Genomic DNA, 20,326 nt, shown 5'->3' on the forward strand with positions numbered 1-20,326 from the left:
TAGGTTGGAGCGTCGTATGCAGGAGTACCGTCGTGGTGCAGTGAACGCCTTGTATTTGATTTTGGTGCAGGGCGCTAACTATGTTGTTCCTTTGGCTGTCATGTTTCATTTTATGAAAGAGCTGGGGATCGCGGGGTTTGGGCAGTATGCGTTTTGGTATGCTGCCATGTTATACGTACAGACCTTTGTGGATTACGGTTTTTCATTTTCAGGTACTCGTGACATCGCTGCCTCGGACGGTAGCCCTGCAAAAATTTCAGCAATCTTTTCTCAGGTGACAGTAGCAAAATTACTGCTGTCCACCTGCGTGTTGGTTTTGGCCTTAGCCTATTATTTCTTTATGGCGGAAAGCGCTCAACCGGTACTAGTGGTTGCTGCAACAGGCGTGTTTACTGCGCTCATTCCGAACTGGTATTTCCAGGGTATCCAGCAACTGCGAGAAATTTCTCTTTTCAACGTACTGGGGCGAGTGGTTTTCCTGATCCTCGCGTTTTCGGTGATAAACAGTACGTCGCAGGTGAGTGATATTTTCCTCTTGCATTTTGTGGCCGTTTTTCCACCGTTGATATTTGGTTATTGGTTTGCATCTAGACGGCTTAACTGGGCGTTGACGATTTCCAGGCGGGATCTGGCAAAACAATACTCAGCCGGGTGGCATATATTTTCCACAACAATGCTGTCGATGCTGCTAAGTAACGGTGGCGTGTTCTGGTTAGGGCTTTCAACCAATCCGGCTGTTGTAGGTATCTATGCCGCCGTCGAACGTGTGGTAAAGGCTATTGTTGGATTATTTATTCCGATTAGCCAGGCGTTCTACCCGTTAAATAGCAGAATGTTCTCACAGTCTTTTGAAAAGGGCCTGCGAAGTGTAGGGGTTACCGGGGCGGCAATGTTGTCCCTGTGTGCCATGGCTATTGCAGTCTTTTATTTTTCCAGTTCGATCTGGTTTGGGATATTCAAAATCCCTGCGGAGGGAATGGCCTACTTAGGGTTACTACTGGCTTGGGTGTTTTTTAGTGTCTTCAATAATGTTGCGGGCATACAGACACTCAGTGCGTCAGGTGCCGCTGCGCGATATGCATACAGCTTCAACGTTGCTGCAATCATATTCGTTTTGGTTATTTATCTTCAACTACACACGGATGCAGGGAAGGTGGTTGCTCAAGCACTTCTGATCTCAGAGGTCGTTCTGTCAATTCTCCTTGTGCTGAACATCATGCACATTATTATGGTTAAACGACGTTGAGTCAGATCGTGCGGGTAGTACGCCACCGCTCAGGGGCCGGCTTGGTAGTTTGTGCGACCTGTTGCATAAGCAGTGTGGGGATTTTAGAGTGAGTTGTGGATTATGAATGTTGAAACTGTGGGCTCAGAAAAAAAGGCGTATATTTTCAGAGGGCTGCCCCTCGTGGCGGATTCGCGCACCCTGAGAAATGGAGCTTTTTTTTCAAAGGCAACTTACTGTACGTGGGAGAAAAAAGAGCGTAGTGCAGCCGGAGATAAAGAAATTATCAATTTCCCACTGGCCAAAGATGGTGGCTGGATGGCAATAAAATATCCTTTGTACCTACTGTATCTTTTCTTTTTTTCGCTCTTCAAGATCGGTAGGAAAGACATATGTGTCTGCATGGATCTGGATACATTTGTCCCCGTCTGGATCGGGAGTTTTTTTAAAGGGACAACCTTGATTTTCGATGTGGTAGATCCCGCATCGCAGGCGCGATTTAAGAAGATCCCGTGCTCTAAATTAATTGATAAAGTAGAGTTTTTCTTCATTAATAGGGCTAGCCTGGCTGTATTTCCTCATGAGAGCAGACTGCGCTATTATCACGACTTGCTGGGCGTTGATACTGCGAATGTGAAAAGCTTTATTATTGAAAATATGCCCTCCTTTACCAAAAATGAAGGGCGTGATACTGGCCTGTTAAAGCAAGTAAAGAAGCCACGTACATTGACTGTTGGCTATTTTGGAACGTTGGATGCAAGTCGCGGGCTTAACTTGATAGTAGGGCTGGTATGCGCCAATCCCGACAGGGTAAAATTGTTGGTTGCGGGGGATGGACCACTCAAAGGTTATATAGAAGAACAGGCGCTGCGTTGTTCTAGTATTACCTATGTCGGGCGTTATACGGGGGATCAACTGGAAGGATTATACGAGCAAGTTGATTTTTCATGGATGTACTATGATCCCGATATTTTCTTGCATAAATATGCGGCACCTAACAAGTTTTATGAGCATCTCTGTTTTCAGGTGCCGGTGATTACTAATGCGGTAATTCCGCAGGCCGAGTTTGTCTTTGAAAACCATACCGGCGTAGTCATTGATCAGAGTGGTCGGAGTTATATTAAAGACGGAAAAATAGCATCTGAGTTTTTGCTATGCCTTGAGCAGTTCACGTCCGGCCCGGTGCTTAATAATTATTGGCAGTCGACGTGCATTGGTTACTACCGTTCTATCGCTAAACAGTTCCCAGGGATAGCGGTGGAGGGGGGGGGGCGATGAACTATTCCCTGTTCTTCGCGCTTCTCTCCATATGCTCGAGGGGCTTGGCGGAATGTTTTCTTCCAAAATCGCTTTCTTACCTGGCTTCATTGGGTAGCTTCTTCTTCTTTGTTATTTGTTTCTATGCAAGTTGCCGGCCGGTACTGGTTCTGAGACCAGCAGCAATTATCATATCGATAGCTTTCGTCATTAGTTCGATAGCGTCGTTGCTTTTTACGTTGGCAGATGGGGCTGACTCAGCCTATGGGTTTTATTTAGCTTACCCCATCGCCATCTCGTTCTTTTTTCTGATGTTTTATTCGATAAAAGTAAAGTCGGTTGACCTCAGGAAAGTTGAGCGTGCGGTATCTGCGTTAGTGCTTGTTCTTTTTGTAATGGCGACATTGCAAGAATTCAAAGTGATTGATTTGCCTGGAGCAACGCCAGCCTATGGTTTACCAGTCGATCTTGCTCGGCCTTCATCATTGACCGGAAGCTACCTGCACTATCCTTTGATCATGGTAATGCTGGGCGTTTTTTTACAGGCGATTAATCAAAGAGTGACTTTTGTTTCACTCATTGCGTTCTCGAGCGTTTTTCTCGCATTCTCGCGCTCGGGGATGATGCTGGTTTTCGCACACTTCTCATTTTTGATAGTTTACAACATTCTGACGAACGGCTTCAGGTTCAGTTTGAAAGGTCTTTTGGTATTCTATTTTTCATTATTGACTGGCATAGTGGCCATGGTGGCATCAGGGTTCCTTGAACTGTTCATTGAAAGGATCTCATCGTCTTTCGATCAGCAGGGCGTGGGCAATGACGACAGAATTGAAGCATGGCGTCATGGTCTTGAGGTTTTTTCCAGCGGCGATTGGTGGTTTGGGAATAATTTTGGTATCGCTACTAACCTAACCGCTAACCTGGTTGGGGCAGACTCTTATGTTGTTGAGTCTGCAGTTTTGCAAAATCTGATTAATTTTGGCATTGTTGGATCTATTATTTTTTTCTGTTTTTTTGGGTATATGTATTTTTTCTCGAAAGAGCGAGTTTTCAGATTTTTCCTTTTGGCCTTCATTTTTCAGTCGCTGGTGTACCAGTCGACTGAGGTTTTACCATTCATTTTGGGCGTGCTTTTTTTGAGGTCGCTTGATATCCAGCGCCCTGCTAGTTTCAGAGCGTCAGTCGAGGCCATGAGGCAGGAGTGATCATGCTCGAGGAAATTATAAAAATGCCTATTGATTTCAAATATTCCTTAGTGGTGACTCCGTGCGTCTAGGTGAATTGTTGGGAAGAAATGCGAACAATCTGGATATTTTTCGCATGGTTGCGGCCTGTATGGTTATCTATGGGCATGCGTACTCTATTACACCACAGTTCGGGTATTCCGACTGGGTCGAACGACTATTAGGGTATGATTATTCAGGCTCTCTGGCAGTAAAAATATTCTTTTTTATCAGCGGGTTGGTGGTGACCAACAGTCTGTTATCCCGGCGGGACGCTATCGCTTTTGTTTGTTCGCGTTTCTTCCGGATTTGGCCGGCGTTCATGTTGGTTGTTATCGTCAGTGCGTTAGTGATTGGTCCGATTTACTCCAGTTTTTCTCCAGTTGAGTATTTTTCAAGTAGCCAGTTTAAAGTGACTGACTATATTCTCTCTAACTTTCTTATGGATATACGCTATTATTTGCCTGGGGTGTTTTTTGAATTGCCTTACGAGGCCGCAGTTAATGGCTCGCTGTGGACACTTTACTACGAAGTAGGCGCTTATCTCGGGCTGTTGCTGATGTTTTTGCTCGGTATTTTTAGAGATAAATTCTTGGCAACACTTGTGTTAGTGTTTCTGTTGATAAGTCAGCATTTTATCAGCGCGGACGCCATGCACCCTATCTTCCATCAGCCTATACTTGTCCAATGCTTTGCGTTCGGGGCATTGTTGGCTTTGTATAAAGATTCCTTCGAGCTTCATTCCGGCGTTGTCTTTTTTGGCTGGATAGTATTCTACGCGTGCGCGGCTTCAGCATTCTCTAAGTACTTTCTATACATCGCTATATTTTTGACAATTCTGTACCTTTCGGGGACAAAGCTTTTGTTGGCGATTAAACCGAAGATAGATGTATCTTACGGGATTTATCTGTGGGGCTTTCCGGTCCAGCAAATGCTAGCGTATCATTTTCTTGAGTTGGGGGTTCGTTTCAATCAGGTGGCAGCGATTGTAGTATGTATCGTACTTGGTTACCTCTCTTGGTATTTGGTTGAAGAGCGCTCCATTGCTTTCGGGGGAAGGGTCGCAAAAAATATCAAGGGGCGTGTCGATTGGCTTGTAAGCCGACTATCGCTGAAGGGAAAAACACGGCCCACATGATAGGCGACGAAAAACTGCTGGATGTAACCGAAATTTTATTATATTGGTGCTGAATTGTGATTTCATATTTTGATGAAAAGATCGGGTTGCGAGTGGCGTGTATTGTTCCGACCTACAATGGTCGTGAAGATTTTGCCCGTTTGCTGAAGTCGATACGTAGTCAGCATGGCCGCTTCGATCTTTTCGTCGTTGACTCCAGCTCCAGCGATGGTACGCAGGAGTTGGCTAAGGCTGAACTTGAAAACGTGACTGTTATTCCGGGGATTGAGTTTAATCACGGTGGCACCCGACAGATGATGGTGGCGAACAATCCAAGCTACGACGTTTACATTTTTCTCACTCAAGATGCCTATCTTGAGGATCCACGGGCACTTGCAAATCTTGTGGCGCCTTTCGTCGATGGGCAGATTGCTGCTGTCTGTGGTAAACAATTACCTCATTTGAACGCGGATTTGCTTTCACAGCATGCTCGGCATTTTAACTACCCGGATGAGTCGAAGGTTAAATCATTGGCTGATGCTGGGGTCTTGGGAATCAAAACCCCCTTCATGTCGAATTCTTTTTCGGCCTACCGAGGAGGTGCGTTGTTGAGTGTCGGCGGCTTCCCACAGCATGTCATTCTTTCTGAGGATATGTATGTCGCCGCAAAGATGCTACAAGCCGGTTGGAAGGTGGCTTATAGCGGTAGTGCTGTTTGCCGGCACTCTCATAACTATAGTTTAAAAGAAGAGTTCTGTCGGTACTTCGATCAAGGGGTTTTTCATGCGCGTGAGGCCTGGATTCGAGAGACTTTCGGCGGTGCCGGTGGTGAAGGATTACGTTACGTGAAGTCAGAATTAAAGTTTCTGGGTGTTCGACGTATATATATGTGGCCTGCGGCATTGCTCCGCAATGCGCTTAAACTCGCTGCCTATAAACTAGGGCAAAAGGAAAAGAGTCTGCCTATTGAGCTGAAGAGAAAACTCAGCATGCACAAGCGCTATTGGCAGGGGCCTTTTGCTTAGGCTGGTGGGTGCCGCTCTGAACGGGCGGCTTATTTAGCGCTCTGCGTCGACCCGTTGATGCGATTGCGGCGTATAGATTAGCTCTGGTCTGAAAGTTGGCTGGCGGGTAAAGATATTAATTATCGGTTTCGCCAGTTAGCCTTTTCCTCGCTCGAGAACTCGCAGGCGCAGCCCCGCCTGTTGATCCCTATGCAAAAGCTGTTATCTACCCTAGCCTAGCGCTCCGTGGCCTCAGCTGCTCTGAGCTGCATGCATTGCCCACTCGTCGGAGCATGCCCGGTTTTTTGGCTGAGTGCAGGCATGGATGAAGACCCTGAATTGGGTCATAATGGCCGAATGTGCAACGCTCGGCGTAACTCAGTGCGGAAGGCATTCCGTCGCTGAAAGCGGTGGACTGGGAGAGCGAGCTTGGCTGGCTCTAAGGTACTGCTCCGGTGAATGGAGGTTTTGAAGTTTCGCACTGGGCTTGGCGCGGTAAGTTAGTACCTAATTATTAGGAGAATGATTTAGGTGCTTGTGTTCAGACGTAACGAGGGTGATCGTCTGACAGCTTAGCGCACTGATTAAAAATTATTATTGCTAAAAGTTGGGGCCTATTCAAAGACATGCAAGTCAACCACCGATACCAACCAACATTTGCTGAGCGTTATCCAGTACCGTTTTTCGTCGCTTTGATGGACATGATTATTGTCCTGATGTCAGGGTTGTGTGCTTATTATTATCGTTTTGAGCACTTTGACATGACCGGTCGCTATAACACAGCGACCATGCTCACCGCTATTGTCGTGGTCGTCTGTTTGGCTTCCGGCGGAGTGTACGGTTCTCAACGCGGGCAATCGCTCTGGCACCAACTGGGCATGTTGATTGTCTGCTGGTTAGCTGCGGCGGGAGTCCTTTTGTCCCTGACCTTTTTCCTGAAGGTCTCGGGTAATTACTCTCGCATCTGGTTCACTGCGATGCTGTTCCTGGGGGGGACGTTTTGTTTGCTTTTACGGTTGTCGGTGTTTTTCATACTACGCCGTGTACGCGGTGCTGGACGAAACCTTAAAAGCATATTGTTGGTTGATTCGGGGGGGGAGTCCGCGAGTCAGTTAAACAACGGTCGGGCTCTGGAAGGTGATGGTTTTCGTATTTCTCAGAGTTTGGCATTCAGTCAAGAAGACGGCTGGATGGAAAGGCTAGTCTCAAAAGTTGATGAACTGGGTGTGCATGAGGTCTGGCTCTGTCTGCCCTTGAGTGAAGGCGGTGTCATTCGTTCAATACTTTATGCGTTGCGTCATCACACAGTGGCCGTACGGTTTATTCCTGAATGGGGCGATATCCGCTTGCTCAATCATAAAGTCAGCCATATCGCCGGGCTGTATTCGCTGGATCTAAGCTGCAGCCCAATGGATGGCCCGGCGCGTGTAGTGAAACGCATTGAGGATTTGCTGATCGGAGGAATAATCAGTCTAATGATTCTTCCGGTATGTATGGTGATTGCCTTGAGTATCCGGTTATCTTCGCCGGGACCCATTCTTTTCAAGCAGTACCGCACCGGTATCAATGGTAAGAGTTTTAAAGTTTATAAGTTTCGCTCAATGGTCGTCCACAGCGAGGGCGGCGTGACTCAAGCTTCTCGTAATGATGCACGGGTTACGAAAATTGGGGCGTTCCTTCGCCGTACCAGCCTTGACGAGCTGCCTCAGTTTTTCAACGTACTGCAAGGGCGTATGTCGATTGTCGGGCCCCGTCCTCATGCGTTGGCACATAACGAATATTATAAAGAACTCGTCGAATCTTATATGCAGCGGCACAAGGTCAAGCCCGGGATTACGGGCTGGGCTCAAGTCAGTGGCTACCGTGGAGAAACTGATACGTTGGAAAAAATGCAAAAACGTGTCGAGTACGATTTGTGGTACATCGATAACTGGTCATTGTGGATTGATTTGAAGATTATTTTTCTGACGATCTTCAAAGGATTCATCAATAAAAACGCATTTTGACTCCGGCTTAACGGTAATGGATAGCTATGAAAGGCATGATGCTCTGGTGGAATAAAGGCAGCGAGAGACTCCGGTGGCCACGGCTGCTGGTGTGGATGTTGGCGATTGGGTTATTTATCCAAATAAGTGGCAAAGTCTGGATAGAGTCCGGTAGCGCTAGAAATGCTCAAGTTTACATCTGGCTACTTTTGCCTGCACTGATCTTCTTGGCGCATGGACTTTGCGTGCGGGGCATCAAATTTCCAGCGTGGCAGTACTTGCCATGGGTGGCCTTTCTTTTTTGGGTTGGACTTAGCACGATATGGGCGGAGGGGGCGGAGACTGGTGCTTTCTCGTTGGCTAAGCGGGGATTGTTAATCGCGCTTTATCTTTTGGCGATCTACTGGTTGATGCTTCAAAATCAGGTTTTTCTGAGGCGAGCGCTGCTTGCCGGGATTTTCATGGTTGCAATGGGGGCATTAGCCAGCCTGATTTATCAGTTTGGTATTCTTGATCGGCCGCTTGCTTATCGAGCCTATCGGATTGATCGCCTAGGCATTGGGAATTTTGCCAACTATGGTTGGCCAGTAGCGGCAGGAATATTTCATGGTGCGTTGGCCGTTTGGGCGCTGGGGCTAGCGTTGGAGCAGCGGGCCAAGCTTAGGCAGGTTCTCCTTTGGCTTGGCATTTTTATTATTTTGACGCTTTATGTTCTTCTTACTTACACACGGGGCGCTTGGTTTGCTTTGGTGGGTGCAAGTATTCTTGTCGTTGTATTGCAGAAGTCTAAGCTGGGGTGGTTCTTGTTACTCGTCGGCTTTGTATTGGTGCTGCTGCTGGTGGTGTCATTCTCGTCAGAACTGCTTGTCGAGCTTGAGCAGAGGCAACTATCGGGGCGCGGACCGATTTGGGAGTATTATTTTGACGTCATGTCAGGTCATTGGATATTCGGACAAGGCCTGGGGACACCATTTGAGTTCCGCTGGTCAAACGGTGTAACTGTTTCACCCCACGCCCACAGTCTCTATCTGCAGCAAGTATATGACAGCGGTATCGTTTCGCTCTTGTTGCTGGGCGGCGGTGTGTTCTCAGTTTTCCGTAAAGCCTGGATTTTACGAAATAACGTCTGGGTTCGACTTGCGCTACCGGCTTTGGTGTTTGCACTAATCGCCTTGCTGACGGACGTCGAGAGAATATTTACCCGCCCCGGCGACTATTGGACATTGTTCTGGTTGCCCGTTGGCATTTTGCTGGCTGCTCAAAGTCGCTCTGAAGGCGAAAGTGGCTCCAGTCAGCAGACACCCACATACTGATGGTAAACCTCCTCAAGGATGAGGAGGTTTCAAGTCAGCAATTTTCGTTGTGTTATTTCAAAATAGACAGGGAGTAGAGCCAGTCCGGGTAGAGTGAAACGATCGCCTTATACCCCATCCTCGCTCCGTTAGCACAAATAGAGTTCTGTTTGGCGAAATTATATGCCGGCACGCCTGAGTTGATGAAGTCGTTATCCAGTAGTTGCGATAAGCAGAAAAATGGCTTCCCTTTCGACTTTTCAACAAATTGGCTGATGCGTGCTTCGTCCTTTCCCATTATGTAAACGGGTACGTCGCCGCGTATTTCCGGGGACGAGTTAGCGGAGAAAGTGAATTCACCGTTCGTCTCGCCAATCGTTTCGAACTGGTCCTTGGAAAATATTCCTTCCTTGTAGAAAAACGTGTTCAGTGCTGGTTTGTGGTCACCTACAACCATAATTAGAGCATTATTATCGTACGCCTTTACTCTTTCTGCAAATGCGGCAACCCGCTGAATTGCGTGGGACAACTTGCTTAAATAGTAACCTTGACCGTAGTCATCGATGAATGGGTACGGACCGTGTGTGGATACGGTGGTCAAAAACATAAAATTGGATCGGTTTTTTTGAAGTTCATTGAACGCGTGGTCAAATAAAATTTCGTCATCGGCCCAGTTAATAGTTACCGATTGGCCCATATCTTCCAGTCCGACGAACTTGTCGAAACCAAATTTCGGCGAGACGATGTCTCTTTTCCAAAATTGCTTACCATGGTTGTGTTCTTCAGTCGTATTGTATCCTGCAGCCCTTAAATAACGAGGGAGCGTATGAGCAGAGTTCGAAATAAGCGGCGCGTACTCTTGGTAAATAACGCCACTTAGTGCGCCGGCTGACGGTAATCCAGTAAGAAGTTCGAATGTTGCGTTTACGGTGGCGCCACCGTAAACAGGAGATACAGAACGTATTTCTTTGAATCCTGCATTAGCCAACGGTGTAAATGCTGACTTGAAGTGTTGCTCATCATGCCAGCAGGCTTCGCATAAAATAAAAATTATATTTTTCGGGCGGCTACTATCAGCGATTGCGGGAGCTTGCAATGATGTAAATGCACTGGCTTGTGCATCCGTGGCCTCGGCGGGGATCGCTCTTCGGCTGGTATGAACCAAGTGTAATGGCAAGCCATTTCGCTCAATATTTACTGGCCAATCCCACGAAATATAGTACACCCCTAGCTTTTTACTTAGCTTGTCTGTCTGTACAGCAAAAGACTGGCTGATGAGGTCGCTGTAGGAGCATAGAGCGATCGGGGCGATAAGCAGGCAGGCCGTCAGATTTAACGCTATACCGTGCTTTGAAAGCATGTTATAGGGGTTAATCCTTAGCGCTAAAATGCAAAGTACTATCGCCGCCAGCAATATACCTACGTGTTGAAGGCTGAGGTAATGCCAGATGACTGATGCATTTGCCGTAGAAGAAATATCACTCCACGATAGCGGGTCGTTTGTCAGGGCCAACTTCATGTTGTTGACCAGGGACAGCACCATCAAGGTTGTTGAAATCAGTGCAGTAGTCAGCAAGGGGGGGAAGGCGAAGCGTGCGAGCAAATAGATAAGCGCGACAGGGGTTAAGGAAACCAGGAGGGGAAACAGTCTCAAGGTTTCATCGGCATAGAGTGTGAAGTTTTGCAAGTAAATTGCAAGTAGAATTTGTGTTCCAAAAAGTACAAGGATGCAAAGTGTTTCTATTATAATTTTTGCAGTTGCTTTCACGGTCGGCCTTTTCCCAGTGAGACGAGGCCGCAAATTATACTGATTGTTGTAAAACGGTAAAGTAGAATTTTTGGTATTTAAGCCATTCGGAAATGGCTTATGAGGGTTGGGAGCATTCAACACGGTGAAAGCATGGGTGCTGAATCATAATGTAGGAGTTTTTTCACCAGGCATGGTGTCGTTACTCTCTGTTACGGAGTCGGGAGTGTTATTTTTGTTGATGACGATAATTGAGTAGGTGTTGATGTTGTCGTTATTTCGTTGAAGTTTCATGGAGATATTATGACCTCTCCAGGTCAGTACTTCGCTTGCGAATGAATAGCCGGATTTTGACTCGAGACGGCGTAATTCCCAGGTTGTCGGATCACCGTAAATGGTTGTAAGTGTTTCGCTAAGGTTGTGTATGTTTTTCGCGTTACCTGAAATAATTAAGCGTTGGATTTTTCCATTATTTAGCTGGACTGTCGTATTACTTTTTTTTCCTCCAAGAGGGATCTCACCTTGTAGTGAGTAAGTATTATTGAGTTCAGTCAACTCCCGGCACAGGCTTTCGGCTGGTTTACGCAGATCTTTAGGCGTGCACTCGGGGATTTCCTTGAGAAAATCGCCATTCAAATTTAAACCGATAAAGCTCTCAGGTTCGAGACGCCACGAACTCATGTGTTGTGCATCTTGCGTTGCCCAAACTGCCGGTATGTTCAGAAATCCGCTGATAGTAACTAGGGCCCAAGCCTTCATGGCTGTCCTCTCCTTTTTGAGAATGCGAGCGATTCTATCACTTGGATATGGGAAAACGCTGTTCTCTCCCAAGCAAACGGCCTGGCAAATGTAGGAATTTTTCATACTCCTGAGAGATTTCCGACGAAAGGCTGCAGCCATGTCAGGGAACTGTCTACGCGGCGCCTTGGTAGTTGAGGGGCAGAGTCAACGTTCGGCTTGTACGGTTGCTTACAGTTGGAAACGCTTTGGGATTGTGCCGTCACCCGGGACGACAGACCGAATTTCAGGGGCTACGGGTCGCACACTGGCCCCCCGTTTAATTTGGTAATTATTCCGCTGGGCTGCTTGCTTTGACTCTGAAGCCAGGCGTTCTAAGTTTCGAGGGCAGCCATGGAAAAGCTGCCTTAATCAATTTCCCGAGGAGTCTCATCAATGCGCAATACCGTCCTGCCATATCTCTTGCTTTCTCTGTTTGCCAGTGCCTCTTTGCCTTTGAATGCTGCGACACAACCCATGGCTGAACCACTGCCGACTGCTGTCATTGAGCAACAGGCAAGTCTTCTGGATCTGAATAAAGCGGACGTAACAACGTTGCAATCCAGCCTCACGGGCATCGGGAGGAGCAAGGCTGAAGCTATCGTCGCCTACCGCAACGAACACGGCCCCTTTTCGACAGTAGATGAGTTGCTGGAGGTCAAGGGTATCGGCAAAGCTTTGCTGGATCGCAATCGGGATAAACTCACCGTCAAATAGCATTAAGGAGGTGTGAGAAGCCGGTCAGTGGCCGGCTTTTTCATTGGAAGTAGCGAGAGAGTTATGATTCGCACGTCGATGCTTGTACCCGCGATTACAACCCTGAACGGGCTTGGCAGGGCGCGCGCCCCGATTTCACTGTGGGCCAAGTTGAGGTGAGCCACAAGAAGCGCTGCAGAATGCGAATGTTGTAATGAAGATAGCGGCTCAACGATCCTGCGCATCCTTGGCATCCATCTCGGCATTACGCTCATGCACGCGTTTAAGCTGCTCCTCGGTCAGGGGCAGCTTTTTCGCGGTGTCGCGCAGCAGCATCAGGCCACCGACGATGGAGCCAATCGCGAGCACCAGAATCAACCAGGCGTACCAGGGCATGAAATTCTCCTTTTAAACAGCAAATGACGCTGCTTCTTTAATTTGGAGCAAACACATCATTCATTGGTTCAATTATAGGGGCAAGGATGAGGCACGGCCATTTCGCGATCATCGGCCCCCCACGGGCCGCCGCTTCGTTTACAATGCGCGCCGTTCAAGACTTGCCAAGAGACCCGCCCATGTCCGCCTGCCAGACGCCCATCATCGTCGCCCTGGATTTCCCTACCCGTGACGCCGCCCTGAAGCTGGCCGATCAGCTCGATCCCGCCCTGTGCCGGGTCAAGGTCGGCAAGGAGCTGTTCACCAGCAGCGCATCGGGCATTGTCGAAACCCTGGTCGAGAAGGGCTTCGAAGTGTTCCTCGACCTGAAATTCCACGATATCCCCAACACCACCGCCATGGCCGTCAAGGCTGCCGCGGAGATGGGCGTGTGGATGGTCAACGTGCACTGTTCCGGTGGCCTGCGCATGATGTCGGCCTGCCGTGAGGTGCTGGCCCAGCGCAGCGGCCCGCAGCCGCTGCTGATCGGCGTGACCGTGCTGACCAGCATGGAGCGCGAAGACCTGGCCGGTATCGGCCTGGACATCGAGCCGCAGGAGCAGGTACTGCGTCTGGCGGCACTGGCCGAGAAGGCCGGCATGGACGGGCTGGTGTGCTCGGCCCTGGAGGCGCCGGCGCTGAAGGCCGCGCACCCGTCGTTGCAGCTGGTGACCCCGGGGATTCGCCCGGCCGGCAGCGCCCAGGACGACCAGCGCCGTATCCTGACCCCGCGCCAGGCCCTGGACGCCGGTTCCGACTACCTGGTGATCGGTCGCCCGATCAGCCAGGCCGCCGATCCTGCCCAGGCGCTGGCAGCAGTGGTCGCCGAGATCAGGGCTTAAGCACCAGCTTGCCGAAATTTTCCCCGCTGAACAGCTTCAACAGTGTTTCGGGGAAAGTTTCCAGCCCTTCGACCACGTCTTCCTTGCTCTTCACCTTGCCGGTTGCCAGCCAGCCGGCGATCTCCTGTGCCGCCTTGCCATAGTTGGCGGCATGGTCCATCACCACGAAACCTTCCATGCGCGCACGGTTGACCAGCAGTGACAGGTAGTTGGCCGGGCCTTTGACCGCCTGCTTGTTGTTGTACTGGCTGATGGCGCCGCAGATCACCACTCGCGCCTTGAAGTTCAGGCGGCTGAGCACAGCATCGAGAATATCGCCGCCAACGTTGTCGAAGTACACATCGACGCCTTTCGGACACTCGCGCTTGAGGCCTTCCAGGACGTCTTCGGTTTTGTAGTCGATGACCCCGTCAAAGCCCAGTTCATCCTTGAGGTACTGGCACTTCTCGGCGCCGCCGGCGATACCCACTACGCGGCAACCCTTGAGCTTGGCGATCTGTCCGGCAATGCTGCCGACCGCGCCGGCAGCGCCGGAGATCACCACGGTTTCTCCTTCTTTCGGGACGCCCACATCGAGCAAGGCGAAGTAGGCGGTCATGCCGGTCATGCCCAGGGCGGACAGGTAACGCGGCAGCGGCGCCAGTTTCGGGTCGATCTTGTAGAAGCCATGGGGCTCGCCGACGAAATAGTCCTGGATGCCCAGGGCACCGTTGACGTGATCGCCAACGGCAAAGCCTGGGTGTTTCGAGGCAATTACCTCGCCCACGCCCAGGGCGCGCATCACCTGGCCGAGGGCCACCGGCGGGATGTACGACTTGCCTTCGTTCATCCAGCCGCGCATGGCCGGGTCCAGGGACAGGTAGAGGTTCTTCACCAGGATCTGGCCTTCAGCAGGTTCGGCCACCGGCACCTGTTCGTAGCTGAAGTCGTCGCGGGTGACGGCGCCGGTGGGGCGTTTGGCGAGGAGGAAGCGGCGGTTGGTCTGGGCAGTCATGGCAAGGCTCTCGTTTGAAGGGCAATGCTTGTTGATAGACCCTGATTGGCTCGCCGGCAAGGTTTACCCACCTGGCGAATGCATTGCAATCCACTGCGCTGATCGGTGCGGGCCAAGACAATCACCCACGCCGATAGTGCTTCAACCGGCGCCCTGATGATGCTGCCCAAGGCCGCTGATCGCTGCCTAGACTCCGCATCACTGACCTCACTTTGTTGCAGGAACTAGCGATGAGCATGAGTTTTTCCGGCCAGGTTGCCCTGGTCACCGGTGGTGCTGCGGGGATTGGCCGGGCGACGGCGCTGGCGTTTGCCGCCGAGGGTTTGCAAGTGGTGGTGGCCGACCTTGATGCCGCCGGTGGCGAAGGCACGGTCGAGCTGATCCGCAAAGGCGGCGGCGAGGCCCTGTTCGTCAGTTGCAACGTCACCCGCGAGGCCGATGTGCGCCAGCTGATGGGGCGTACGGTGGAGGCTTACGGGCGCTTGGACTACGCCTTCAACAATGCCGGCATCGAGATCGAGCAGGGCCGCCTGGCCGAAGGCAGCGAGGCGGAGTTCGATGCGATCATGGGCGTCAACGTCAAGGGTGTGTGGCTGTGCATGAAGTATCAGTTGCCGTTGATGCTGGCCCAGGGCGGCGGCGCCATCGTCAACACGGCGTCGGTGGCCGGCCTCGGCGCCGCGCCGAAGATGAGTATCTACAGCGCGTCCAAGCATGCGGTGATCGGCCTGACCAAGTCGGCGGCCATCGAATATGCCAAGAAGAAAATTCGCGTCAACGCGGTGTGCCCGGCGGTAATCGACACCGACATGTTCCGCCGCGCCTATGAGGCCGATCCGCGCAAGGCCGAGTTCGCTGCAGCCATGCACCCGGTCGGGCGCATCGGCAAGGTCGAGGAAATCGCCAGTGCCGTGCTGTACCTGTGCAGCGATGGCGCCGCATTCACCACCGGCCAGGCCTTGGCAGTCGATGGTGGCGCCACGGCTATTTGACTGTTGCCAGTGTCGACACGGTGAGTGCCTTGTGGCTGCGTGCCAGGGCCAGGCCAACCAGCAGGCAGCTGGCTAGCAGCACCAGGCCGAACACCAGCAGGGCGCTACCCGGCCCGAGGCGATCGACCAGCAGCCCGGTGAGAATCACCGGCAGGCTGAAGCCCATGTAGGCCAAGAGGAAGAAGCCTGCGCTGGCGCGGGTTTTTTCTTCGCCCGCCAGGGTGTTCACTGCCGACAGCCCACCCAGGTAAATAAAGCCATAACAGGCGCTGCTGGCGGCAATGGTGCCTAGCAGTACCGCCGCCAGCGCGCCGCTGTCTGCGCCCCAGGCCAGCAGCGCATAGCTGCAGGGCAATATCAGCAGGCCAATGGCCGTGGCCCGCACTGGCGCCAGGCGCTTGGCCAGAGGCTGGAACAACAACCCGCAGCTGATCACGCAAAACGTCGAGAACCCCGACCAACTGGCCAGGCCATGCTGCTTGAGGATCGACGGCAGCAAGGCGATCACCAGGCCGACACAGGCCCAGGCCAGCAGGATCGCCAAGCCGTAGGGCAGGCTGCCGGCAGGGTAACAGGGCAAGCGCAACAGGGCGGCGGGTGTGTCCAGGCGCCGGTCGGGCAACTGCCACACCGCCAGCATTGCCAGGCAGGCCAGCGCCAGGTGCAGGTAGAAGCTGCCTGGCGTCAGGCTTGGGCCACTGAGCAGGAACAGGCTGGTCAGCGCCGCGCCCAGGCCAAAGCCCAGCGAAGTGCTGGCGGTGACCCAGGTCGCCGCATGGCGATTATCGCCGCCGTGCATCAATTCGCTCATGTAGGCGGTGCCGGTGGCCGACGCCAGTGCGGTGCCGATGCCCAGCAGCAGGCGCGCCAGGCCCAGGGTCTGAAGGCCTGGCGCCAACAGCATCAACAGGGTGGCGAGCATCGACAAGGCCAAGGCGACGAGGATCAACGGCCGACGCCCGACCCGGTCGGCAAGGCCGCCCAGCAACAGCAGCATCGGTATCACCCCCAGCACATACCCGGAGAACGCCATTGCCGTGGCGCCGGCACCATAACCGGAAAGCTCGGCATAAGCGGTGTACAGCGGTGCCTGCAGGTTGACTGCAAAGGTGATCAGGCTCAGGGCAAAGGCCAGTAGGGCAGGGTGGCGCGGGATAGGCATGCTCGGCTCCTTGTCGATGGGCTCGACTATCCGGTGATCAATGGAGGGTCACAAGGCACACTGGCGAGGGTTTTGTGATTAACTGTTCGGACAAAATCAGCGAACACTTTGCCATGCACCTCAGCCTTGATCGCCACTCATCCCGTCCGCTCGTGCAGCAACTGACCGAGCAATTGCGGGCCTGGATCGAAGACCAGCGCCTGCGCCCCGGCAGCCGTTTGCCGTCGATACGTCAGTTGGCCCGAGAGCAGGGCGTCAGCCAGTCTTGTGTGATCGAAGCCTACGACCGGCTGGTGGCGGCGGGCTGGCTGGAGGCGCGCCATGGCGCCGGGTTTTTTGTCGCCGAACAGCGGCTCAAGGTACCTCTGCTTGATCAGCCGATCCGCGACGAGGCGTTCGACAGCCGCTGGCAGCAGTTCACCGATGATCCGGGTGAACTGCTCAAGCTCTGCTGTGGCTGGGTGCCTTCCAGCTGGCGCGCCACCGAGGCGATTGCCCGGGCGCTGCGCCAGGTCAGCCGCGGCGCGGTCGACGACCTGATCGACTATTGCCCACCGCTGGGCCTGGCCAGCCTGCGCACCCAGTTGCACAAGGGATTGGGGCAGATCGGCATCGACGCCGCGCCCGAGCAGGTCCTCACCACCCAGGGCGCCAGCCATGCGCTCGATCTGCTGGTGCGCACGTTGCTCAAGCCCGGCGACAAGGTACTGGTCGAAAGTCCGGGTTACTACAATCTCTACAGCCTGCTGCGCCAGCATCAGGTCGATATGCTCGAAGTGCCGCGTACCCCTCACGGTCCTGATCTGCAGGTACTGGAGGACCTGCTCAAACAGCATCGGCCGCGTTGCCTGTACATCAACAGCCTGTACCAGAACCCCACCGGCAGCAGCCTGTCGCCCAAGGTCGCCTATCGCCTGCTGGAACTGGCCCGCGAGCATGACCTGTTGATCATTGAGGACGACATCTACGCGGACTTCCAGGACGGTGCGGTCACGCGCCTGGCAACCCTGGACGCCGAGCAGCGGGTGATCTACCTGGCCAGTTTCTCCAAGACCCTGAGCAGTTCGCTGCGGGTCGGTTACCTGGTGGCAAGGCCGGAGCTGGTCGCCCGCCTGGCGGAACTGAAAATGGTCAGCGGCCTGGGCACTTCACGCTTTACCGAACAGGTGGTGGCGCAGATGCTCGGCAACGGCAGCTACCGCAAAAGCACGGCGCGCCTGCGTTTGCGCCTGGCCCAGCACATGGCCAAGGCCCTGGGGCAATTGGAGGCCAGTGGCTGGGAGGTGTTCACCGAACCCTATGGCGGCATGTTCGTCTGGGCGCGTTGCCCGGGGCGCAGTTTTGCCGAGCTCAACCGCGAGGCGCAGGCCTGTTCGGTGCTGCTGGCGCCGGGCAGTGCCTTCGATCCTCAGGGAGCTCCCTGCGACTGGCTGCGGATCAATGTTGCCTACGCCCAGGATCAGCGGGCACAGGCGTTCTTCCAGCACGCCGGGCGACCTCGGCAGTCCTGAAAACGACGCAATTGTAGCTTTTTGCCATTATTCCGACACCGGGATCTTGTGCCGCTAGCCAAGCCATTGCCACTCTTCACCCTTGATGCATTTGCGGGCAGCAGGGGGAAGTGCGATGAGTTCGGCCAAGCGTGGTTTTTTCGCCAACCTGGGCATGGCCCGCAAGCTCGGGCTGGGGTTTGCCCTGGTGTTGCTGCTGACTGCCGTGGTGGCGGCGGCGGCAATTGCCGCGCTGCTTGGCGTCGGGCAGCGATTCGAGGGTTTGAAGCAGATGGCGGCGCTCAATACTGCACTGCTCGACACCCGCTTGCAGGAACAGGTATTCGCCCTGCGCTCCGACCCCAAGGCGGTAGAGGCCGTGCATCAGCGCGTCGAAGCCTTGCAGGAGCAAGCGCGGGCACTGCCACAACTGAGCGGCGTCGAGCAGGCGCTGAATGACTACCGCCAGGCCTTTGACCAGTTCGTCGAGCTGACTCAGGCCAAGGAGCTGGCGCTGGACATGGCCAGTTGGTCGGTCTCAAGTGTTGCCAACAACCTCGATGTGCTGCAGTCCGGGCTGGCTGACGACGGCACCTACACGCTCAAGGATACCCAGGGCCAGCAGGGCGCCGAGTTCGTCGAGCAAGCCGGGCAGGTGGCCCAGGTCGCCCGCCTGATGCTGCAGGCCATGGACGAAGCGCGGGTGCGCCTGGAGCAGAACCGCAAGGGCGCCGAGGATGCACGTCAGGGCCGCATCGAACAGACCGAACAAGCCGCGGCCCTGGTCGAGCAATTGAAGGCGGCGGTGACCGATGCCGGTTATCAAACCGTGCTGGGTGAAGTCAGCACGCATATTGCCAGTTTCAGTGAAAAGCTCGGCGAGTACACCGACCTGCTCGGCCGCGAGCAGCAACTCAAGGAGCAATTGCAGGCGCGTGCCGAACAGGTCACCGGCCAGGTCGACCAAGCCTATCTTGCTGAAGACCGGGCCATGCAAGACGAGTTGAAACACAATGCCGTACTGATTCTTGCCGCGTCACTGCTGGCGCTGCTGGTGGGCGTGCTGGCGGCCTGGTTGATCACCCGCGCCGTGGTCGGGCCGCTGCGCCAGGTAATGGGCCGCGCCCAGCGGATTGCCGCTGGTGATCTGCGCGGTGAAATCAGCGTCGATCGGCGTGACGAGGTCGGCCAGTTGCTGCTGGCCATGCAGCAGATGGGCACAGGCTTGAGCACTATCGTCAGTGGCCTGCAGAACGGTATCGAACAACTGGCCAGCAACGCCCAGTCGCTGTCGGCAGTCACCGAGCAGACCAATCGCGAGGTCAACAGCCAGAAGGATGAGACCGAGCAGGTAGCCACCGCCATGCAGCAGATGACCGCCACCGTGCATGATGTTGCGCGCAACGCCGAAGAGGCCGCCCAGGCGGCGCAAACGGCGGATGACAAGGTCGAGAGCGGTCAGCAGGTGGTGCGCCGGAGCATGCAGCGTATCGAGCAACTGGCAAGCTCTGCCGAGTCGGCCAGCCAGAGCATCGACAACCTCAGCAGCGAGGTGCAGAACATTGGCCAGGTGCTGGAGGTGATCAAGAGCGTTGCCGAGCAGACCAACCTGCTGGCGCTCAACGCCGCCATCGAGGCTGCGCGGGCGGGGGAGCAGGGCCGTGGTTTTGCCGTGGTTGCCGACGAGGTACGGGCGCTGGCACGGCGCACCCAGCAATCGACTGAAGAAATCGAACGCCTGGTCAGCAGCTTGCGCAGCGGTGCCCAGGCGTCGGTAGCGCAGATCCAGGGCAGTGCCGAGTTGGTCAAGTTGGCCGTCAGTGATGCGCTGCACACTGAAAGCGCACTGGGCAGCATTGCTGCGGCGGTGTCGTTGATCCAGCAGATGAATCAGCAGATCGCCGCTGCCGCCCAGCAGCAGAGCTCGGTGGCTGAGGAGATCAATCGCAGCGTCACCCAGATCCGCAGCAGCGCCGATCAGTCGGCACTGGCTATGCAGGGCAACGCCAGCTCAAGTATCGAGCTGGCGCAGTTGGGTAATGACTTGAAGGGGATGGTCGGGCATTTTCGACTGTAACGCTCTGGGGC

17 protein-coding genes and 1 pseudogene are annotated in these 20,326 nt (G+C 53.7%); 13 read left to right on the plus strand and 5 right to left on the minus strand.

The window, feature by feature from the left end:
• The first annotated feature begins 16 nt into the window (after nt 1–16).
• The 7 genes from F8N82_RS04645 (at nt 17) to F8N82_RS04675 (ending at nt 9,124) form a co-directional block, all read left to right on the plus strand.
• Entirely contained in the window at nt 17–1,246 is a 1,230-nt protein-coding gene (locus F8N82_RS04645) for an oligosaccharide flippase family protein (RefSeq protein ID WP_038994051.1), read from the plus strand.
• 102 nt (nt 1,247–1,348) lie between these two features.
• Nucleotides 1,349–2,503, plus strand: a complete 1,155-nt coding sequence (locus tag F8N82_RS04650; RefSeq protein WP_150776949.1) for a glycosyltransferase — start codon at nt 1,349–1,351, stop codon at nt 2,501–2,503.
• Nucleotides 2,500–3,687 (plus strand): O-antigen ligase family protein, encoded by a 1,188-nt coding sequence (locus F8N82_RS04655; RefSeq protein ID WP_038994053.1) that lies wholly within the window; start codon nt 2,500–2,502, stop codon nt 3,685–3,687. The genes F8N82_RS04650 and F8N82_RS04655 overlap by 4 nt, the downstream gene beginning before the upstream one ends.
• A gap of 61 nt (nt 3,688–3,748) precedes the next feature.
• Nucleotides 3,749–4,843, plus strand: coding sequence for an acyltransferase family protein (locus F8N82_RS04660; RefSeq protein ID WP_038994054.1), 1,095 nt, complete (start codon nt 3,749–3,751; stop codon nt 4,841–4,843).
• A gap of 86 nt (nt 4,844–4,929) precedes the next feature.
• Nucleotides 4,930–5,847 carry a glycosyltransferase family 2 protein gene (locus F8N82_RS04665; protein ID WP_038999219.1) on the plus strand — a complete coding sequence of 306 codons (918 nt, stop codon included), beginning with the start codon at nt 4,930–4,932 and terminating at the stop codon, nt 5,845–5,847.
• Nucleotides 5,848–6,452: 605 nt separating this feature from the next.
• A complete protein-coding gene (locus tag F8N82_RS04670) occupies nt 6,453–7,832 on the plus strand; it encodes an undecaprenyl-phosphate glucose phosphotransferase (protein ID WP_038994055.1) in 1,380 nt (459 codons plus the stop codon).
• A gap of 26 nt (nt 7,833–7,858) precedes the next feature.
• Nucleotides 7,859–9,124, plus strand: coding sequence for an O-antigen ligase family protein (locus F8N82_RS04675; RefSeq protein ID WP_038994056.1), 1,266 nt, complete (start codon nt 7,859–7,861; stop codon nt 9,122–9,124).
• Nucleotides 9,125–9,176: 52 nt separating this feature from the next.
• On the opposite strand, the gene F8N82_RS04680 is transcribed toward F8N82_RS04675, so the two are convergent.
• Complete coding sequence (locus F8N82_RS04680; protein WP_150776951.1) at nt 9,177–10,871, minus strand: LTA synthase family protein; 1,695 nt, start codon at nt 10,869–10,871, stop codon at nt 9,177–9,179.
• A 144-nt stretch (nt 10,872–11,015) separates the two neighbouring features.
• Nucleotides 11,016–11,609: a hypothetical protein gene (locus F8N82_RS04685; protein WP_150776952.1), complete on the minus strand. Its 594-nt coding sequence runs from the start codon at nt 11,607–11,609 to the stop codon at nt 11,016–11,018.
• A gap of 414 nt (nt 11,610–12,023) precedes the next feature.
• Here F8N82_RS04685 and F8N82_RS04690 point away from each other — a divergent pair, with 414 nt between their 5' ends.
• Nucleotides 12,024–12,344 (plus strand): ComEA family DNA-binding protein, encoded by a 321-nt coding sequence (locus F8N82_RS04690; protein ID WP_038994058.1) that lies wholly within the window; start codon nt 12,024–12,026, stop codon nt 12,342–12,344.
• 207 nt (nt 12,345–12,551) lie between these two features.
• Here F8N82_RS04690 and F8N82_RS04695 read toward each other — a convergent pair whose 3' ends face one another.
• Complete coding sequence (locus tag F8N82_RS04695) at nt 12,552–12,719, minus strand: DUF2897 family protein (protein ID WP_010224101.1); 168 nt, start codon at nt 12,717–12,719, stop codon at nt 12,552–12,554.
• 179 nt (nt 12,720–12,898) lie between these two features.
• Here F8N82_RS04695 and pyrF point away from each other — a divergent pair, with 179 nt between their 5' ends.
• Complete coding sequence (gene pyrF, locus F8N82_RS04700) at nt 12,899–13,600, plus strand: orotidine-5'-phosphate decarboxylase (RefSeq protein WP_038994059.1); 702 nt, start codon at nt 12,899–12,901, stop codon at nt 13,598–13,600.
• On the opposite strand, the gene F8N82_RS04705 is transcribed toward pyrF, so the two are convergent.
• Entirely contained in the window at nt 13,590–14,594 is a 1,005-nt protein-coding gene (locus F8N82_RS04705) for an NADP-dependent oxidoreductase (protein WP_038994060.1), read from the minus strand. The two genes, pyrF and F8N82_RS04705, sit on opposite strands and share 11 nt — an antisense overlap.
• A gap of 230 nt (nt 14,595–14,824) precedes the next feature.
• Between F8N82_RS04705 and F8N82_RS04710 the strand changes: the two genes are divergently transcribed.
• The gene (locus F8N82_RS04710; protein WP_038994062.1) at nt 14,825–15,586 is read left to right on the plus strand and encodes an SDR family oxidoreductase; all 762 of its coding nucleotides are present in this window, start codon (nt 14,825–14,827) and stop codon (nt 15,584–15,586) included.
• Here F8N82_RS04710 and F8N82_RS04715 read toward each other — a convergent pair.
• Nucleotides 15,579–16,748, minus strand: a complete 1,170-nt coding sequence (locus tag F8N82_RS04715; protein ID WP_038994063.1) for an MFS transporter — start codon at nt 16,746–16,748, stop codon at nt 15,579–15,581. The two genes, F8N82_RS04710 and F8N82_RS04715, sit on opposite strands and share 8 nt — an antisense overlap.
• A 113-nt stretch (nt 16,749–16,861) precedes the next feature.
• Here F8N82_RS04715 and F8N82_RS04720 point away from each other — a divergent pair, with 113 nt between their 5' ends.
• The 3 genes and pseudogenes from F8N82_RS04720 (at nt 16,862) to F8N82_RS27505 (ending at nt 20,315) form a co-directional block, all read left to right on the plus strand.
• Nucleotides 16,862–18,259, plus strand: a complete 1,398-nt coding sequence (locus F8N82_RS04720; RefSeq protein ID WP_038999220.1) for a PLP-dependent aminotransferase family protein — start codon at nt 16,862–16,864, stop codon at nt 18,257–18,259.
• A gap of 970 nt (nt 18,260–19,229) precedes the next feature.
• Nucleotides 19,230–19,454 (plus strand): annotated as a pseudogene (locus F8N82_RS27500) (HAMP domain-containing protein); the annotation flags it as partial.
• On the plus strand, nt 19,452–20,315 hold the full coding sequence (locus F8N82_RS27505; RefSeq protein ID WP_371857231.1) for a methyl-accepting chemotaxis protein: 864 nt from the start codon (nt 19,452–19,454) through the stop codon (nt 20,313–20,315). The pseudogene F8N82_RS27500 and the gene F8N82_RS27505, both read left to right, overlap by 3 nt.
• Nucleotides 20,316–20,326: the final 11 nt, after the last annotated feature.

This window comes from Pseudomonas fluorescens (assembly GCF_902497775.2).
GTDB classification, from domain to species: domain Bacteria; phylum Pseudomonadota; class Gammaproteobacteria; order Pseudomonadales; family Pseudomonadaceae; genus Aquipseudomonas; species Aquipseudomonas putida_F.

Excerpts from the sequence above, each read along its gene's own strand:
- F8N82_RS04645 (WP_038994051.1), top strand. The coding sequence starts at position 17 with ATGCAGGAGTACCGTCGTGGTGCAGTGAACGCCTTGTATTTGATTTTG.
- F8N82_RS04650 (WP_150776949.1), top strand. The coding sequence starts at position 1,349 with ATGAATGTTGAAACTGTGGGCTCAGAAAAAAAGGCGTATATTTTCAGA.
- F8N82_RS04655 (WP_038994053.1), top strand. The coding sequence starts at position 2,500 with ATGAACTATTCCCTGTTCTTCGCGCTTCTCTCCATATGCTCGAGGGGC.
- F8N82_RS04670 (WP_038994055.1), top strand. The coding sequence starts at position 6,453 with ATGCAAGTCAACCACCGATACCAACCAACATTTGCTGAGCGTTATCCA.
- F8N82_RS04675 (WP_038994056.1), top strand. The coding sequence starts at position 7,859 with ATGAAAGGCATGATGCTCTGGTGGAATAAAGGCAGCGAGAGACTCCGG.
- F8N82_RS04685 (WP_150776952.1), bottom strand. The coding sequence starts at position 11,609 with ATGAAGGCTTGGGCCCTAGTTACTATCAGCGGATTTCTGAACATACCG.
- F8N82_RS04690 (WP_038994058.1), top strand. The coding sequence starts at position 12,024 with ATGCGCAATACCGTCCTGCCATATCTCTTGCTTTCTCTGTTTGCCAGT.
- F8N82_RS04695 (WP_010224101.1), bottom strand. The coding sequence starts at position 12,719 with ATGCCCTGGTACGCCTGGTTGATTCTGGTGCTCGCGATTGGCTCCATC.
- pyrF (WP_038994059.1), top strand. The coding sequence starts at position 12,899 with ATGTCCGCCTGCCAGACGCCCATCATCGTCGCCCTGGATTTCCCTACC.
- F8N82_RS04705 (WP_038994060.1), bottom strand. The coding sequence starts at position 14,594 with ATGACTGCCCAGACCAACCGCCGCTTCCTCCTCGCCAAACGCCCCACC.
- F8N82_RS04710 (WP_038994062.1), top strand. The coding sequence starts at position 14,825 with ATGAGCATGAGTTTTTCCGGCCAGGTTGCCCTGGTCACCGGTGGTGCT.
- F8N82_RS04715 (WP_038994063.1), bottom strand. The coding sequence starts at position 16,748 with ATGCCTATCCCGCGCCACCCTGCCCTACTGGCCTTTGCCCTGAGCCTG.
- F8N82_RS04720 (WP_038999220.1), top strand. The coding sequence starts at position 16,862 with ATGCACCTCAGCCTTGATCGCCACTCATCCCGTCCGCTCGTGCAGCAA.
- F8N82_RS27505 (WP_371857231.1), top strand. The coding sequence starts at position 19,452 with ATGGGCACAGGCTTGAGCACTATCGTCAGTGGCCTGCAGAACGGTATC.